The organism is Nonomuraea sp. NPDC003804, assembly GCF_040610675.1.
Lineage (GTDB): Bacteria > Actinomycetota > Actinomycetes > Streptosporangiales > Streptosporangiaceae > Nonomuraea.
In genome coordinates this window covers 357,680-372,094 of sequence record NZ_JBEXMT010000001.1, presented here as the reverse complement: position 1 = coordinate 372,094, position 14,415 = coordinate 357,680, and the positions used below count along the sequence as shown (strand labels likewise).

Below are 14,415 nucleotides of genomic sequence, written 5' to 3'. Positions count from 1 at the left end.
ACGACGGGCCGTCCATGACGCCAAAGCCGGAGAAAAAGAAAGAGCCCGCGCCGTCGGGCGCGGGCTCTGCTCGGCGAAGCGTCAGACGCCCATGGACTGGGTGTCGTTGCTCTCGGCGCCGCCGGCCTCGGTGACGCCGTTCTTCAGGTGGTAGCGGGCGATCGCCTCGCGCAGCACCTCGCCGTCGAGCTCGCCCCGCTTGACCAGCTGGGTGAGCACCGCCAGCGTGATCGACGCGGCGTCGACGTGGAAGTGGCGGCGCAGCGCCGAACGGGTGTCGGACAGGCCGAACCCGTCGGTGCCCAGCGAGCTCCAGTCGCCCGGCACCCACTGCGCGATCTGGTCCTGGACCGCCTTCATGTAGTCACTGACACCCACGAAGGGACCCTGCGCGCCCCCCAGCGCCCGCGTGACGTACGGCACGCGCTGCTCGGAGTCGGGGTTGAGCAGGTTGTGCTCCTCGCAGGCCAGCGCCTCGCGCCGCAGCTCCGACCACGACGTGGCCGACCAGACGTCGGCCGAGACGCCCCAGTCCTCGGCCAGCATGCGCTGGGCCTCCACCGCCCACGGGCCCGCGACGCCCGAGGCGAGGATGTTGGCCTTCGGCCCCTGCGCCAGCGGCGAGTCGGCGAACTTGTACAGACCCTTCAGCAGGCCGTCCACGTCGAGGTCGGCGGGCTCGGCGGGCTGAACGTAGGGCTCGTTGTAGACGGTCAGGTAGTAGAAGATGTTCTCCGGCTGGTCGCCGTACATCCTCCGGAGCCCGTCCTTGACGATGTAGGCGGTCTCGTAGGCCCACGAGGGGTCGTAGGCGACGGCCGCCGGGTTCGTCGAGGCGATCAGCGGGGTGTGGCCGTCCTCGTGCTGCAGGCCCTCGCCGTTCAGGGTCGTGCGGCCCGCGGTCGCGCCGAGCAGGAAGCCCCTGCCCATCTGGTCGCCGAGCTGCCACATCTGGTCGCCGGTGCGCTGCCACCCGAACATCGAGTAGAAGATGTAGATCGGGATCATGTGCTCGCCGTGCGTGGCGTAGGAGGTGCCGACCGCGGTCATCGAGGCCATGGAGCCCGCCTCGTTGATGCCCTCGTGCAGGATCTGGCCCTCGGTCGACTCCTTGTACGACAGCAGCAGGTCCCTGTCGACGGCCTCGTAGGTCTGGCCGTGCGGGCTGTAGATCTTCGCCGTCGGGAACATCGCGTCGAGACCGAAGGTGCGCGCCTCGTCGGGGATGATCGGCACGAACCGCTTGCCGATCTCCTTGTCGCGCATCAGGTCCTTCAGCAGGCGCACGAAGGCCATGGTGGTGGCCACCTGCTGCTTGCCCGAACCCTTGGCGAACTGCTTGTAGACCTCGTCGCCGGGCAGCTTGAGCGCCTTGGCGCGGACCGAGCGCCTGGGCAGTACGCCGCCCAGCGCCGCGCGGCGCTCCTTCATGTAGGCGATCTCTTCGTCGTTCTCGCCCGGGTGGAAGTACGGCGGCAGGTCGCCCTCGAGCGCGGAGTCGGGGATCGGCAGGTAGAGCCGGTCGCGGAACTCCTTCAGCTCGGCCTTGGTCATCTTCTTCATCTGGTGCGTCGCGTTGCGCGCCTCGAAGTCCTTGCCCAGCGTCCAGCCCTTGATGGTCTGGGCGAGGATGACCGTCGGCTGGCCGACGTGCTCGCGGGCCGCCTTGAACGCCGCGTAGACCTTGCGGTAGTCGTGGCCGCCGCGCGACAGCTTGCGGATGTCGTCGTCGGTCAGGTGCTCGACCATCTTGCGCAGGCGCGGGTCGCTGCCGAAGAAGTTGTCGCGGATGTAGCCGCCCGACTCGACCGAGTAGGTCTGGAACTGCCCGTCAGGCGTGGTGTTCATCTGGTTGACCAGGACACCGTCGACGTCGGCGGCCAGCAGCGGGTCCCAGTCGCGGCCCCATACGACCTTGATGACGTTCCAGCCGGCGCCGCGGAAGTACGACTCCAGCTCCTGAATGATCTTGCCGTTGCCGCGGACGGGGCCGTCGAGCCGCTGCAGGTTGCAGTTGATGACGAACGTGAGGTTGTCGAGCTCCTCGCGGGCGGCCAGGCCGATCGCGCCGAGCGACTCGGGCTCGTCCATCTCGCCGTCGCCGAGGAAGGCCCAGACGTGGCTCCTGGAGGTGTCCTTGATCTGGCGGTTCAGCAGGTAGCGGTTGAACCGCGCCTGGTAGATCGCGCTGATCGGGCCGAGGCCCATCGACACCGTCGGGAACTCCCAGAAGTCCGGCATGAGCCGGGGGTGCGGGTAGGAGGGCAGGCCGTGGAAGCCGTGCGACAGCTCCTGGCGGAAGGCGTCGAGCTGGGCCTCGTTGAGCCGGCCCTCGAGGAAGGCGCGGGCGTAGATGCCCGGCGCGGCGTGGCCCTGGAAGTAGACCTGGTCGCCCGACTCGCCGTGGTCCTTGCCGCGGAAGAAGTGGTTGAAGCCGACCTCGTACAGCGAGGCGGCGGAGGCGTAGGTGGCGATGTGGCCGCCGACGTTGGTGCGCGCGTTGGCGCGCGAGACCATCACCGCGGCGTTCCACCTGATGTAGGCCCTGATGCGCCGCTCGACATGCTCGTCACCCGGGAACCACGGCTCGCGCTCCGGCGGGATCGTGTTGATGTAGTCGGTGCTGCGCAGGCCGGGCACGCCGACCTGGTGCTCGCGGGCCCGCTCCAGCAGGCGGAGCATCAGGTAGCGGGCGCGCGTGCGACCCTCGGTCTTGATGACGTTGTCGAGGGACTCGAGCCACTCGTTGGTCTCGCTGGGGTCGACATCAGGCAGCTGGCTGGGTAGGCCGTCGCTGATGATCGAGAAACGCTGGCGTCCGGAAGCCACTGGGTCTCGCCTTCCGAGGATCGACTGATGTCTGGTCTGGGTCGCCTTCCATCCTGGTCGCTAACTCCGGAAAGTGCATCTCTACTGACCGGTAACCAGACCGTCCCTGCTGGCAGGGAATGGATGGTGGCCTAGACCACCGATGGTAGGACGAATCGACACCAAAGGTTACATCGAGGGCCGGATTTATCAAGACCAGAAAAGAGACGAAATTTCGCTTATGGGGTCGGCCCTGTGAAGAGGCGCTGGGGCGGCACTCGCCCCGCAGTATAGGAACGGTCTCGGCGCCCTCGGCCGCCGGGCGTCACCCTGCCTCCGGTCCGCCCGCGGGATCCTAGCGGCCCCTCCCGTACGGCACCGCGGCGGCCCACTCCCAACCGGCGGACAGCTGGGCCGATCGCCTCGTCCAGCCTCGCCCGTGGGGCCGCTCCGTGCCGTCCGAGGGTCGGCTGAGGCGCGGCGAGGCCTGCCCTGCGCGACGTCGTCCCGGTGACTCTCAGGCTGGGCAGGAGCCGGTTGCGCGGATGCCGCGTCAGCCGTGCCGCCGGCGTGCCGTTCTAAGGGGTCGCGCCACCGGGGGAGGCGGCGGCGAGTTCGGCGCGGGCGGTGGCGGCCACGACCTCGCCCGCCACCCTGAGCGCCTCGGTGTCGCGCAGCGACCTGCACAGCACGAACGCCCCTTCGAGGCTGGTCACCAAGGAGATGGTGAGCCTGCGCGCCGCCTCGGGTGCCAGCCCGAACCTGGCGAACCCCTCGGTGCCCGCCGCGATCCACGCCGTGAAGACGTCGGCGGTCGCCCCGCGCAGCGCCTCGTTGGTGCTGGCCACTTCGAGCGCCACCGTGGCGATCGGGCAGGCGTCGGCGTAACCGGTCTCCACCAGCGTCTCGGCCGCCGCGGCGAAGAACGCCTCGATGCCGCTGACCGGGTCCGGCGCGGGCGCGATGAGGGCGTCGAAGAGCTGGACGTACATCATCCCCGACGAGCGGATGACCTCCTCGCCCAGCTGCTCCTTGCCGCCGGGGAAGAAGTGGTAGATCGAGCCGAACGGCGCGCCGGCCGCGGCGACGATCTGCTTGAGGCCGGTGCCCGTGTAGCCGTTGCGGCGGAACAGCTCGGCGCTCGCGTCCAGGATGCGTTCCTTGGTGTTGCCCACGATCGGAGCCTACCCTAAGGTCTCGCTAGAGCGATCTATCAAATCGGAGGCCGCTGTGCCGGAGATCGAGTTGTCAGCCGGGACGATCGACTACGAGGACACCGGCGGCGAGGGGCCCGTCCTGGTGTTCCTGCACGGAGTCACGATCGACGGCTCCGTGTGGCGCAACGTCGTGGCCGACCTGCGCCACGACCACCGGTGCGTGTGCCCGACGCTTCCGCTGGGCGCGCACCGCCGTCCCATGCGGCCGGGCGCCGACCTGTCGCTCACCGGCATTGCCCTGCTGGTGGCGGAGTTCCTCGACCGGCTCGACCTGCGCGAGGTGACCCTGGTGCTCAACGACTGGGGCGGCGGGCAGCTGCTGGTGCCGCTCGGCCGGGCCGAGCGCGTCGGCAGGCTGGTCCTGACCTCGTGCGAGGCGTTCGACAACTACCCTCCGGGGCTGCCGGGCCGCATGATCGAGCTCGCGGCGCGGATCCCCGGCGGGCTGTGGCTCGTCATGCGGCTGCTCGGGCTACGGTCCTTCCGCAGGGCCCCGGGCGGATGGGGCTGGATGAGCAAGCGACCCGTGCCCGACGCGGTGATGGACGGGTGGTTCGCGCCGGCGCGGGCCAGCTCGGCGATCAGGCGGGATCTGGCGGCCTACACGCGGTCCGTGCCGCCACGCCGGGTGTTGCTGGAATGGGCCGAGGGGCTGCGCGCCTTCGCCGGGCCGGTGCTGGTGGCGTGGGCGGTGGAGGACAGGCTGATGCCGCGCGAGCACGGTCCCCGGCTCGCGGCGCTGTTCAAGGACGCCAGGCTGGTGGAGATCGAGGACAGCTACACCCTCATCCCGGAGGACCGGCCCGCGCTGCTCGCCCGCACGATCGCGGAGTTCGTGCGCGAGACCGACACGGGACGAACGCCGGCCTGACCTCTCGGGTCGAGGGCCTCGAACCGGGTACGGCAGGCGGGTACGCGAGGGGTCGACGCTGTGCGGGCGGACCGTAACGTTTCGCTTATCTTTTGCCCTTCTACCTCGGTCAAGGGGCTTTTCGGATCGGCCCCGCCGTACGAAGGTGGGAGGTATGAACGCGACGGTAGGAGACCGGCTCCTCGTGCACGGCAACACCGTTGGAGAGGCAGACCGGCACGGCGAGATCATCGAAGTGCGGGGTGCCGACGGCGGGCCTCCGTATATGGTCAGGTTCGACGACGGGCACACCGGCCTGGTGTTTCCCGGTCCGGACGCGATCGTCGAGCACACATAGGATTTCCATGTGAAATCCCAGATCATCTCGGTGACCACCGGGTCGCGCGAGACGGTGCACGACATCACAGGTGAGTGCGAGGACTTCGTACGATCGGTGGGCGGCGACGGGCTGCTGCACGTGTTCGTGCCGCACGCGACGGCCGGAGTGGCGCTGCTCGAGCTCGGCTCCGGCAGTGACGACGACCTGCTCGCCACCCTGGCCGACCTGCTGCCCGCCGACGACCGGTGGCGACACGCCCACGGCTCTCGTGGCCACGGCAGGTCGCACGTGATGCCGGCCCTGGTCCCGCCCCACGCCACCGTCCCCGTGCTCGGCGGGCGGCTGGAGCTGGGCACATGGCAGTCGATCGCCGTCGTCGACCTGAACGTCGACAACCGTGAACGGCAGGTTCGACTGTCGTTTTTGTCGGATTAATTCGTGTGGAGTACGGCCGTCATCGTGGCGACCGTTGACGACTGAGGGTCACAGCGTGTGGACTGTCCCGAAGCGATGACCGCATATCAGGAGGGATACAAGTGAGCGCGACCGCGGGTCAGGCGCAGGGCGAGCGCAGCCTGGCCGAACGACTCGGCCTCAAGCCGGGTCAGGTGGTGCAGGAGATCGGCTGGGACGAGGACTGCGACGAAGAGCTTCGCGAGTCCATCGAGAACCTGACCGGCACCGAGCTGTTGGACGAGGAAACCGACGAAGTCGCCGACGTGGTGCTGCTGTGGTGGCGCGACGGCGACGGCGACCTCTTCGACGCTCTCAGCGATGCGATGCGATCTCTGGCCGAGGCGGGCCAGATCTGGCTGCTGACTCCCAAGGCCGGCAGAGATGGCCACGTGGAGCCGAGCGACATCGGGGAGGACGCCGCCACCGCGGGCCTCTCGCAGACCAGCAGCATCTCCGCAGCACCCGATTGGTCGGGGACCAGGCTCGTGGCGCCCAAGGGCCGTCGCTAGTCAGACGTTGAGGCCTGCCGTACGACCGACCTGGTCGTACGGCAGGATGAACGGCATGGCTCCCGACTTCGAACTGCCAGACCAGCACGGCACCCCGGTCAGGCTCTCGAGCCTGCGGGGCGGGCGGGTGCTGTTGATCTTCTACCCGCTGGCCTTCAGCGGGGTGTGCCAGAGCGAACTCGGCCAGGTGCGCGACGAACTCATCCCGCGCCTGCCCGCCGACGTCACGGTGCTCTCGGTCTCCGTCGACTCCATGTTCACCCACCGCGCGTGGGCGGATCAGCAGGGGTACGAGTTCCCCCTGCTATCCGACTTCTGGCCACACGGACAGGTCGCGCAGGCGTACGGTGTGTTCGACGAGGCGAAAGGGCTCGCCAAGCGCGGCACCTTCCTCATCGACGGCGAGGGCGTGATCAGGTGGTCGGTCGTCAACCCGATCTCCTCGGCGCGTGACGTCGCCGACTATCTCCAAGCGTTGTCCTGACTGTCCATCGGAGGCCATCATGCCCTGCTACCGGTGCGGGGCCCGGCAGACCGACCCGGTTCGCGGAGCGAGCCCGTGGCGGCGTGGAGTGCGCCGCGAGGCGCAGGTGCTCATCTGCCCCGACTGCCAGCGCTCCCACGACCTCGACCTCGACCTGTGCGAATCCTGCGGCTCCACGTCGCTCATCTGCCGGCTCGGCGAAGTCGAGTGCCGCTCCTGCGGTTCGGTACGGCTCGCGCGGATCAGCGAGCCGGCCGGTTCCGAGCCGATGGGTTCCGAGCCGCCTCCAGGCCTGGCCGACGAGGTCGAGGCGGCTCTCGCCAGAGTGCTCGGTCTTTCCCGACAATAGGGTGCGCTATCGTTCATAGCCGTTGACCTGCCTCCGCCTCTCAGGATGACCGCTATGAGTTCCTACGTTGTCGCGCTCGATGTCGGCGGCACGTCCATGAAGGGCGGCCTCGTCAGCGAGAACGGCCAGGTGCTGGTCACCGACCGGCGCGCCACGCCGCGCGCCGAGGGTCCGGACGCCGTCGTCACCACCATCCGCGAGTTCATCGCCGACCTGGCCGCGCGTGGCGGTCCCGGGCTGGCCGGGGTCGGCCTGGCCGTACCGGGGCTCGTGACGGCCTCCAGCGCGCTCTACGCCGCCAACCTCGGCTGGCGCGACGTGCCCGCGCGGGCCTTCGTCGACATGGACGTCCCCGTCATGCTGGGCCACGACGTCCGCACCGGCGGGCTCGCCGAGAGCGTCCTCGGCGCCGGCCGCGGCGTGTCCGACTTCCTGTTCCTGCCCATCGGCACCGGCATCGCCGGCGCCATGATCCTGTCCGGCCAGCCGTACGGCGGAGCGGTCGGCTGGGGCGGCGAGATCGGCCACATCCCCGTCTTCCCGGACGGCGAGCCCTGCGCCTGCGGGCAGCTCGGCTGCCTGGAGACCTACGCCTCCGCCGCCTCCGTCGGACGGCGCTACAGCGAGCGCTCCGGCATCCCCGGGGTCAAGGCCGAGGAAGTCGTCGCCTCCGACGACCCGGTGGCCATCGAGGTCTGGGACGAGGCCGTCGAAGCCCTGTCCCTCGCGCTGGCCACGTACACGCTCCTGCTCGACCCGTCCGTGATCGTCCTGGGCGGCGGGCTGGCCGAGGCCGGTCCCGCCCTGTTCGACCCGGTACGAACCCGGCTGGTCAAGCGCCTCGCCTTCCGCGACGCGCCGCCGCTGGTGCCTGCGGCCCTGGGCGTCAACGCGGGCATGCTCGGCGCGGCCCTGCTGGGCTGGACCGCGGCCGGGCGCCCTTCGGCCGGGCGGGAATGGACAATGGATGTGCGATCGGCGCCCGCGGTGTCGTAAGGTGTAGTGCCGATCAGGGGCGGTTAGCTCAGCGGTAGAGCACTCGCCTTACAAGCGAGGGGTCACTGGTTCGATACCAGTACCGCCCACCTGCGAAAAGGCCCCGTCTCCGACTGCGGAAACGGGGCCTGAGTGACTAAGTGAGTGACTAACTCCCAAAGATCTTGTCCATCGCCGCAGCTCCCTGCATGATCACCGGCCGGATCTGGTGCCGGTAGACCGTCTCGGTCACCACGGTGTTGGAGTGGCCGACCAGGCGTGAGATGTCCTCAATGGGGACGCCGGAGTCCGACAGCACCGACACGAAGCTGTGCCGCAGCTCGCGCGGAGACCACTCCCGTCCGGTGAGTCCCGCCGCCTCGACCACCTTGCGGAAGTCGCGTCGTACGTTGTGCGCGGTGACCGGCGTTCCCGTCCTCGTGCAGAAGACGAGGTCGGTGTCCTGCCATCGCTCGCCCGCCTTCTCGCGTGCGGCTTGCTGCATGTCCCAGAGCAGGCGAAGCGCCTCCACACAGCGGCGGGGTAGCTTGAGCGAGCGCCGGGACTTCACGGTCTTTGTGTCGCCCTTCTGCCGGACGGAGCGCCAGACGTAAATCGCGAACTCCTCGTGGTCCCATCCCGCGTCTGCCACTGGTAACCACGCCCCACGCTCTGCGTCGTACGCGACGACGTGAGACCAGAGCAGCGCACGCAGTTCCTCGGTACGCGCGCCGATCAGCAGCGACAGGACGATGTACGCCCTGATGCGCTCGCCGCTCTTCTCCGCCTCCGCCAGGACGGCCAGGGCTTGAGTGAGGGTGAGTGCTTTGGAAGGTCGGCCCGCGCGACCGTCCGGGATGTCGCAGAGATCGACCACGTTCCGCTTCACCATGTCCCGCCGCATGGCGCTCTTGACGGAGCGGTTGAGGATGCCGTGGATCAGCTTGAGCGACCGGGTGCCCAACTCGTCGGTCTTGCTCGCCAGCCAGCGATCGACGTCCTCCACGGACAGGTCACGAAGCTTGCGAGCACCGAGCGCCGGGAACACATGCTTGTCGGCGTACGTGTGGTACATCGTGACCGTGGCCGGGGATCGGCCGCTCAGACCGTGCTCCAGCCAGTAGCGGACCGCGTTGGCCACCGTGTAGTTGCCCGGGGCGATGGCCAGGCCGTCTTCGTAGTCGCGGATGATCTCTTTGAGCTTGGCCTTGGCTTCGGTCTTGGTCTTGCCGCTGGCCCTCTTGACGATGCGCTTTCCGGCCGGGGTGTAGCCGACCGTCACCGAGGCGATCCAGCGCTGGCGTTGCTCGTCCCAGTGCAGGCCGCCGTCTCCTCTGCTGCGTCGCGTGGTCATGATGCCTCCCGTTCGAGTAGGGCGATGTAGTCGTCGATGGCCGATGCCGGGATGAGCCGGGTACGGCCCTGGGTGACCGAGCGCAGGCGGCCCGATCGGATGAGTTCGTAGATCACGCTGCGGCTCAGGCTGAGCAGGCGCATGGCGTCGCACACGCGGTAGAGCCGCCGCGAGTGGATCAGGATGGGCGCGGTCATCGCTCCTCCCGCTCTGCGGCGATCTTGCGTGCGGTCTGAACGCGCTGGCGGATGTGTTCGGCGATGATCGCTTCGCCGGGGGTGTGGCCGATTCCGGCGAAGCGCCAGTGGCCCAGGATGAGGGTGGTGGTGTCGTCGAGGGCGGGTAGGTCGTGCTGCTGGCGGGCTTGGGCGGCGCGGTGACGGGTGCGTGCGCCTCGAAGGTCGCCGAGGTTGAGGGAGTAGGCGCGGCTCTTGCTGGAGAAGTGGCCGCGAAAGCCGAGCATGTGCGCCCACGGCCGCAGGCGCAGGGCGCGGTATTCGGGGCGTGCGCCCAGGTCCCAGCAGGTGCGGATCATGGATCGGGCGTGCTCGCTGACAGGGAGAGCGTCCAGGTGCAGACCGGGCTTGAGGCCGGTGCCGTGGCATAACGCGCAGGTGGCCGTCAGGCTGATCCGGCCCCGTCCACGGCAGGCGGGGCAGGACAGTCGGTGGTCGATGGTGCCGGAGGCTTCGGCACCTTTGGTGGCGTACTTGGAGATGTAGCCCGCCACCGTGCGTTCGCTCAGTCCGTCGGCGCGGGGGTCGAGGAGGATGGGGCGGATGTCGAGCTGGTCACCCCAGGCGAGGGTCCACCGGCCCAGGTCGCTGGCGGGGGAGAGGAATTCGACGGCTCGGGCGGCGGCGGGGATCGCCCGGACCAGCAGGTGGTGATCGGCCCAGTCCGGCGGCTGCTGGCCGGGTCCGTCTGAGCCGTCGAGGCGGATGATGGCGTGGAAGTGAACCAGGCCGCGCCGCTGGTACTCGGCGACCTTGGCGAAGGACAGCTTGACGTGCTGGGCGAAGGCGCGACGGCTCATCCCCGTCTCGGTCGCGAGCTGTTGGCGCAGAGTCAGGGTGAAGCGTTGCCACAGCGCGCCCGCGTGCGCCTGCCACAGCACCGCCCCTCGGTAGTCGTAGCAGTCGGGGCAGATCGGCTGCCCGAGCCGGTCATCCTGCGGGTGGTGGTGGGTGTGGCAGCCGACCGGCCGCCCGTGCTCGCACACGGTGCCGGGCTTACGGGGTCGGCAGGCGCGGCCCTCGCGGTGAGAGTGAACGGGACCGAAGGAGGGGGCGGTCAGGGTGACGAACGCCCGGGGGTGAGCGCTCACGGTCTCGGGGACGCCTTTGCCGCCGGACAGGCCCGCGCGGATGAGGTGGAAGGTGTCGGCCTGGTAGACCTCGGAGCAGGCCGGGCAGACGGAGGCGCGGCGGTTGCCGCAGGCTTTGAGTAGGTGGCCGCCGGGTTCGTCGGCGGTCTGGTAGTCGTGCAGGATCTCGCCGGTGTCGGCATCGATGATGGCCGAGCCGCCGGTCAGGTGGACGGGCCGGGCGCAGCCGCCGGTCGCGGCGACCATGCGTTGCCATCGGGCGTATGCGGGGTCGTTGATCAGGCGTGCTAAGTCGGACATCCAGTCGGGTTGTGGGGCTGTCATGGCGCATCACCGTCCTCTCGTCTAGGCCGCTCCAGTGCTTCAGCATGTAGTACAAGTTGTGTCATGCTGACATCGTACGTCAGCCTGTAGTACAAGTGGAGTGATGAGTGGAAGGAAAGTGCATGGAATTCGACGACACTCCCGACATCCCCGACGAGCCGCCCGGCCCCACCGACGACTCGATCTGGCGCGTCATCGCCTCAGCCCTGCGCGCCGACATCCTGGACGGCCACTACGCCCCGGGCAGCCCGCTCCCGAGCGAGACCCAGCTCGCCAGCCGCTACAGCGTCTCCCGCCCCACCGTCCGCCAGGCACTCAAGACCCTCGTCCTCGAAGGACTGGTCACCATCGTGCGCGGACGGGGCACCTTCGTCCGCACCATCCCCGACCGGTTCCTGATCCTGCTCGGCCTGGAACCCCGACCCGACCTGGTCGACCTGCGCTTCAACGAGATCAACCAGTCCTGGGGCTGGCTCCGCCTGCCCATCCCCGGCGAAGACGACGGCCAAGGCGGCGAGATCTACGGCCGCTCCATCACCATCCCCGCCAACCGCGAGATCGCCGCCATGCTCGGCACCCGCCTCGGCCACAGGGTCATCCACCGGCTCAACCTGTGGATGCACGTCAAGAAGCGCTTCATCGAGGTCAACTCCTACACCAACGCCGACGTCATCCCCCCGCCCAAGAAGAAGAACAGCCGCGTCCAACCCAGACACGAACCGTTCTACGAGCTCATCCAGGCCGACCGGGGTCCGATCGAGTGGTTCACCACTGTCACCGCCCGCATGCCCTACGAGACCGAACGCCTGCGCCTGCGACTCGAAGTCGGAGCGCCCATCCTGCTGATCCGCCGCATAATGCTCAGCCGCGACGGCCAGCCGCTGGAAGCCACCGAGATCAAAGCCGCAGCCGAAGAGTTCGAGACCACCACCATCAGCGAAGCCGCCATCGACCACACTCACACCCAGACTTCGACCGGCGAGCGGACCGGATGGCCGGAGATGAGCCCGGACGGCCCGATCGTGCTGGCGCTGTAGGTGGCTCAGAGTTTCTTTACTGGGTCAAGGGCTCGCTCCGCTCGCCACGCCGCCGCCCGCTCCGGGCGGCCTGCGCGCCGGGCGTGCGGCCTGGGGGCCGGTCCCGGCGCGCACCGCCCCCGCTCCTGGCGGCGTGACGACCAACAAGCACAGACCATTCCGACTGCTGAGTCCAGCAAGCCACCTGATGGCCGTTCCGCCACCGGCCCCCACCGCTACGCGGCCCCTACGGGGTGCTTCGCATGCGCGCCGGCCGCTGCACTCCGAAGACTCATGGGCAATGGCTGAGGTCCGTACCCCCGCCCCCGACACCGCATTGTTCGTGTCCCTCGGTCGGCGTCAACTCCGTCTGCGCGCCATGGGCGAAGGTCGCGTGGAAGCCGCGTGAGAACGGCATCCGAAGACGGAGTGGACACCTCGGTCGGGCCACACAATCTGGCAGCTATCGGGGGCGGGGGGGGGGAGTGGGCCGTGGGAAGCACCGACCCACGACCAACGGCGCGACAGTCCAGCTCGTTCGATGGCGATGCTCATGGGAGCGCTGCCAGGTGAATGCACTTTGGGCAAGCCCGGTCCGCTGTGGGCGAGAACGGTATCGACCAGCCGCACACCGGCAATGGATACACCGGTTCCCCGCACAAGCTGATCTTCGTGTTGACTGGTACGGCGTGCTGCACCGCTTGCCGTCCAGTGCCGGACAGCCCGAGCCGGTAGGCCTCGCAGGGATGGTCCGACCCCGATTCCGTGCCATACACGAGCAGGTCGTCCCAGTGAACCGGCCAACGCCGAACGCCGCCCGGTAGATCGTCGGCCGCGTCGTCGAGCTCGAACAAGGCCAGAGTGCCGTTGCGCAGGACCATGACCACAGTTCCACGCTGACCGATCAGCCACGCGCCAGAGGCACGGGTTCGAGCCGGACTGTGCAGCAAGTCCACGATCTTGGCCCGCACCCCTGGCATGTGCCGAGGCGACGTCACCCCGGTGCCTTGCTCGCTGTCCCCACGTCATCAGATACGGCCGACAGCGGTCGTTTCTCCCGAAGGTCGGCGTAGCGGAAGGCGATTCGTCGGGCGGCCCGTGATGGATCGATGGCCGGATGACGGGCGTACACGGCACGCTTGCGCCGCTCGTCCCACCCCGACCGCCACCAGAACCACTCGCCGTCGCACCACACCACCAGCCCGACCCAGACGGAGACGAGCACCATGCCGTACCCGTCATGCGTGTCCGCCGGTATGTCGTGCTCTCGCAGCAGTGCGTCGCGCAGTATGTCTGCCGATAGCACTGCTTGTGACTCCTTGCCGTTCCTGGGCACGGCAGTAATCTGGTTCTGCATCGTTGACGCCCCAAAGCTCTCGATGCGTTCTGGACCCCCGTTGTGGGCGGTGTTCCAGCACCGTGCTCCCATGGCGGGGGTCCTACTTAGTCCCCCACTTTAGGGGGGCTAAAGTCGAGGGTAGAACCTGGCCTTAGCCCTCGCAATAGGGGGGCTAAAACCGGCTCGCGTCAGTCGCTGAGGAGGCATTGCCCGGATGGATCTGAAGACGCTGAGGGAAGTCGCCCTGATGAGCGACCCCGTGGAACGAGCCCGCATCCTCAGTCGCCTCATGACCGAGGAGCAGGGCTTGGTCACCGAAGCGGCGAAGATGCGACGCCAGGCGATCGCCGAGGCACGCGAGTCCGGCATGAGTTTGGAAGAGATCGCCGGGCGCTTGGGCGTATCTCCTGGCCGCATCTCGCAGATGAGGAGAGGGCCAGCGGCCCGCGCGCCAGAAGGGCCAGCATCTCCGGCACCCAGGGTGCTGGTCCAGCGAGCGTTGCCGACCGAGCCAGCCGTACGCGGCTCGAAGTCGCTCTTCCTCGCGGAGGCGGAACGGCAGGGGCTCAAGGCCGACCGGCGGATGCTGTACGTCGGGCTGGAGCCCGCCAGTGATCATGTAGCGGCTTGCCTCCGTGCCGAACCGGGCGCGGAGATCGTCGCGAGACGCAAGATGATGTTGGCCAACGACGTGCCGGTGAGAATCGCGACCAGCTACTTTCGCGCCGACCTGTTCGGCGACACCAGGCTGGCCGAGCCCGAGTTCGTGCAGCCGTCGTTGCAGTCCGCCTTGACCGCCCTGGGCTACACGTTCGGCCACGCGGAGGAGAACCTCACCGCCAGGCCGCCGACACCCTTCGAGCGGGAGACGCTGGAGCTGGAGCCCAGCGAGTGGATCGTCCAGGTGCTCCGGGCGAGCTACTCCACCGAGGGCACGCCCATCCACGTCCTGGAGACGATCTGCGCCGCCAACCGGCACATCTTCCCGATCGGACAGGTCTCCGGGTACGACGAATTCTGAGTGACTAACTGGGTGACAACCGCCTCGGACGACCATGGACCAGGGA

15 protein-coding genes and 1 tRNA gene are annotated in these 14,415 nt (G+C 68.7%); 10 read left to right on the top strand and 6 right to left on the bottom strand.

The genetic code is table 11. The annotated features are described in order from the left end of the window. Positions 1-81 precede the first annotated feature (81 nt). Both aceE and ABZX22_RS01765 read right to left on the bottom strand, forming a co-directional pair. Complete coding sequence (gene aceE / locus ABZX22_RS01770) at positions 82-2,829, bottom strand: pyruvate dehydrogenase (acetyl-transferring), homodimeric type (RefSeq protein WP_354904986.1); 2,748 nt, start codon at positions 2,827-2,829, stop codon at positions 82-84. A 557-nt stretch (positions 2,830-3,386) separates the two neighbouring features. Beyond that, a complete protein-coding gene (locus ABZX22_RS01765) occupies positions 3,387-3,983 on the bottom strand; it encodes a TetR/AcrR family transcriptional regulator (protein ID WP_354904983.1) in 597 nt (198 codons plus the stop codon). Positions 3,984-4,038: 55 nt separating this feature from the next. On the opposite strand from ABZX22_RS01765, the gene ABZX22_RS01760 reads away from it, so the two are divergent. The 8 genes from ABZX22_RS01760 to ABZX22_RS01725 all read left to right on the top strand — a co-directional run bounded on the left by ABZX22_RS01760 (position 4,039) and on the right by ABZX22_RS01725 (position 8,098). Beyond that, the gene (locus ABZX22_RS01760) at positions 4,039-4,896 is read left to right on the top strand and encodes an alpha/beta hydrolase (protein ID WP_354904981.1); all 858 of its coding nucleotides are present in this window, start codon (positions 4,039-4,041) and stop codon (positions 4,894-4,896) included. A 154-nt stretch (positions 4,897-5,050) separates the two neighbouring features. Next, complete coding sequence (locus ABZX22_RS01755) at positions 5,051-5,233, top strand: DUF1918 domain-containing protein (RefSeq protein WP_354904978.1); 183 nt, start codon at positions 5,051-5,053, stop codon at positions 5,231-5,233. A 9-nt stretch (positions 5,234-5,242) separates the two neighbouring features. Further along, positions 5,243-5,650, top strand: a complete 408-nt coding sequence (locus ABZX22_RS01750) for a secondary thiamine-phosphate synthase enzyme YjbQ (RefSeq protein ID WP_354904976.1) — start codon at positions 5,243-5,245, stop codon at positions 5,648-5,650. 101 nt (positions 5,651-5,751) lie between these two features. Then, complete coding sequence (locus ABZX22_RS01745; RefSeq protein ID WP_354904973.1) at positions 5,752-6,180, top strand: DUF3052 domain-containing protein; 429 nt, start codon at positions 5,752-5,754, stop codon at positions 6,178-6,180. A gap of 55 nt (positions 6,181-6,235) precedes the next feature. Then, entirely contained in the window at positions 6,236-6,664 is a 429-nt protein-coding gene (locus ABZX22_RS01740) for a peroxiredoxin (protein WP_354904971.1), read from the top strand. Positions 6,665-6,683: 19 nt separating this feature from the next. After that, positions 6,684-7,013, top strand: coding sequence for a hypothetical protein (locus ABZX22_RS01735; protein WP_354904969.1), 330 nt, complete (start codon positions 6,684-6,686; stop codon positions 7,011-7,013). Between the two features lie 54 nt (positions 7,014-7,067). Then, a complete protein-coding gene (locus tag ABZX22_RS01730) occupies positions 7,068-8,009 on the top strand; it encodes an ROK family protein (protein ID WP_354904966.1) in 942 nt (313 codons plus the stop codon). A 17-nt stretch (positions 8,010-8,026) separates the two neighbouring features. Next, a tRNA-Val gene (locus tag ABZX22_RS01725) sits at positions 8,027-8,098 on the top strand. A 59-nt stretch (positions 8,099-8,157) separates the two neighbouring features. Here ABZX22_RS01725 and ABZX22_RS01720 read toward each other — a convergent pair. From ABZX22_RS01720 to ABZX22_RS01710, 3 genes are read right to left on the bottom strand one after another with little or no spacing between them, the layout of a single operon-like run. Then, entirely contained in the window at positions 8,158-9,342 is a 1,185-nt protein-coding gene (locus ABZX22_RS01720) for a site-specific integrase (RefSeq protein WP_354904963.1), read from the bottom strand. Further along, the gene (locus ABZX22_RS01715; RefSeq protein ID WP_354904961.1) at positions 9,339-9,539 is read right to left on the bottom strand and encodes a helix-turn-helix domain-containing protein; all 201 of its coding nucleotides are present in this window, start codon (positions 9,537-9,539) and stop codon (positions 9,339-9,341) included. The genes ABZX22_RS01720 and ABZX22_RS01715 overlap by 4 nt, the downstream gene beginning before the upstream one ends. Continuing rightward, the gene (locus tag ABZX22_RS01710; RefSeq protein WP_354904958.1) at positions 9,536-10,993 is read right to left on the bottom strand and encodes a replication initiator; all 1,458 of its coding nucleotides are present in this window, start codon (positions 10,991-10,993) and stop codon (positions 9,536-9,538) included. The genes ABZX22_RS01715 and ABZX22_RS01710 overlap by 4 nt, the downstream gene beginning before the upstream one ends. Before the next feature lie 122 nt (positions 10,994-11,115). Between ABZX22_RS01710 and ABZX22_RS01705 the strand changes: the two genes are divergently transcribed. Then, a complete protein-coding gene (locus tag ABZX22_RS01705; RefSeq protein WP_354904955.1) occupies positions 11,116-12,030 on the top strand; it encodes a GntR family transcriptional regulator in 915 nt (304 codons plus the stop codon). A gap of 973 nt (positions 12,031-13,003) precedes the next feature. Here the strand turns inward: ABZX22_RS01705 and ABZX22_RS01700 are convergent. Next, positions 13,004-13,315 carry a hypothetical protein gene (locus tag ABZX22_RS01700; RefSeq protein ID WP_354904952.1) on the bottom strand — a complete coding sequence of 104 codons (312 nt, stop codon included), beginning with the start codon at positions 13,313-13,315 and terminating at the stop codon, positions 13,004-13,006. Between the two features lie 532 nt (positions 13,316-13,847). Between ABZX22_RS01700 and ABZX22_RS01695 the strand changes: the two genes are divergently transcribed. Next, positions 13,848-14,369: a UTRA domain-containing protein gene (locus ABZX22_RS01695; RefSeq protein ID WP_354904950.1), complete on the top strand. Its 522-nt coding sequence runs from the start codon at positions 13,848-13,850 to the stop codon at positions 14,367-14,369. Positions 14,370-14,415: the final 46 nt, after the last annotated feature.

Excerpts from the sequence above, each read along its gene's own strand:
- ABZX22_RS01730 (WP_354904966.1), top strand. The coding sequence starts at position 7,068 with ATGAGTTCCTACGTTGTCGCGCTCGATGTCGGCGGCACGTCCATGAAG.
- ABZX22_RS01705 (WP_354904955.1), top strand. The coding sequence starts at position 11,116 with ATGGAATTCGACGACACTCCCGACATCCCCGACGAGCCGCCCGGCCCC.
- ABZX22_RS01720 (WP_354904963.1), bottom strand. The coding sequence starts at position 9,342 with ATGACCACGCGACGCAGCAGAGGAGACGGCGGCCTGCACTGGGACGAG.
- ABZX22_RS01715 (WP_354904961.1), bottom strand. The coding sequence starts at position 9,539 with ATGACCGCGCCCATCCTGATCCACTCGCGGCGGCTCTACCGCGTGTGC.
- ABZX22_RS01735 (WP_354904969.1), top strand. The coding sequence starts at position 6,684 with ATGCCCTGCTACCGGTGCGGGGCCCGGCAGACCGACCCGGTTCGCGGA.
- ABZX22_RS01710 (WP_354904958.1), bottom strand. The coding sequence starts at position 10,993 with ATGACAGCCCCACAACCCGACTGGATGTCCGACTTAGCACGCCTGATC.
- ABZX22_RS01740 (WP_354904971.1), top strand. The coding sequence starts at position 6,236 with ATGGCTCCCGACTTCGAACTGCCAGACCAGCACGGCACCCCGGTCAGG.
- ABZX22_RS01755 (WP_354904978.1), top strand. The coding sequence starts at position 5,051 with ATGAACGCGACGGTAGGAGACCGGCTCCTCGTGCACGGCAACACCGTT.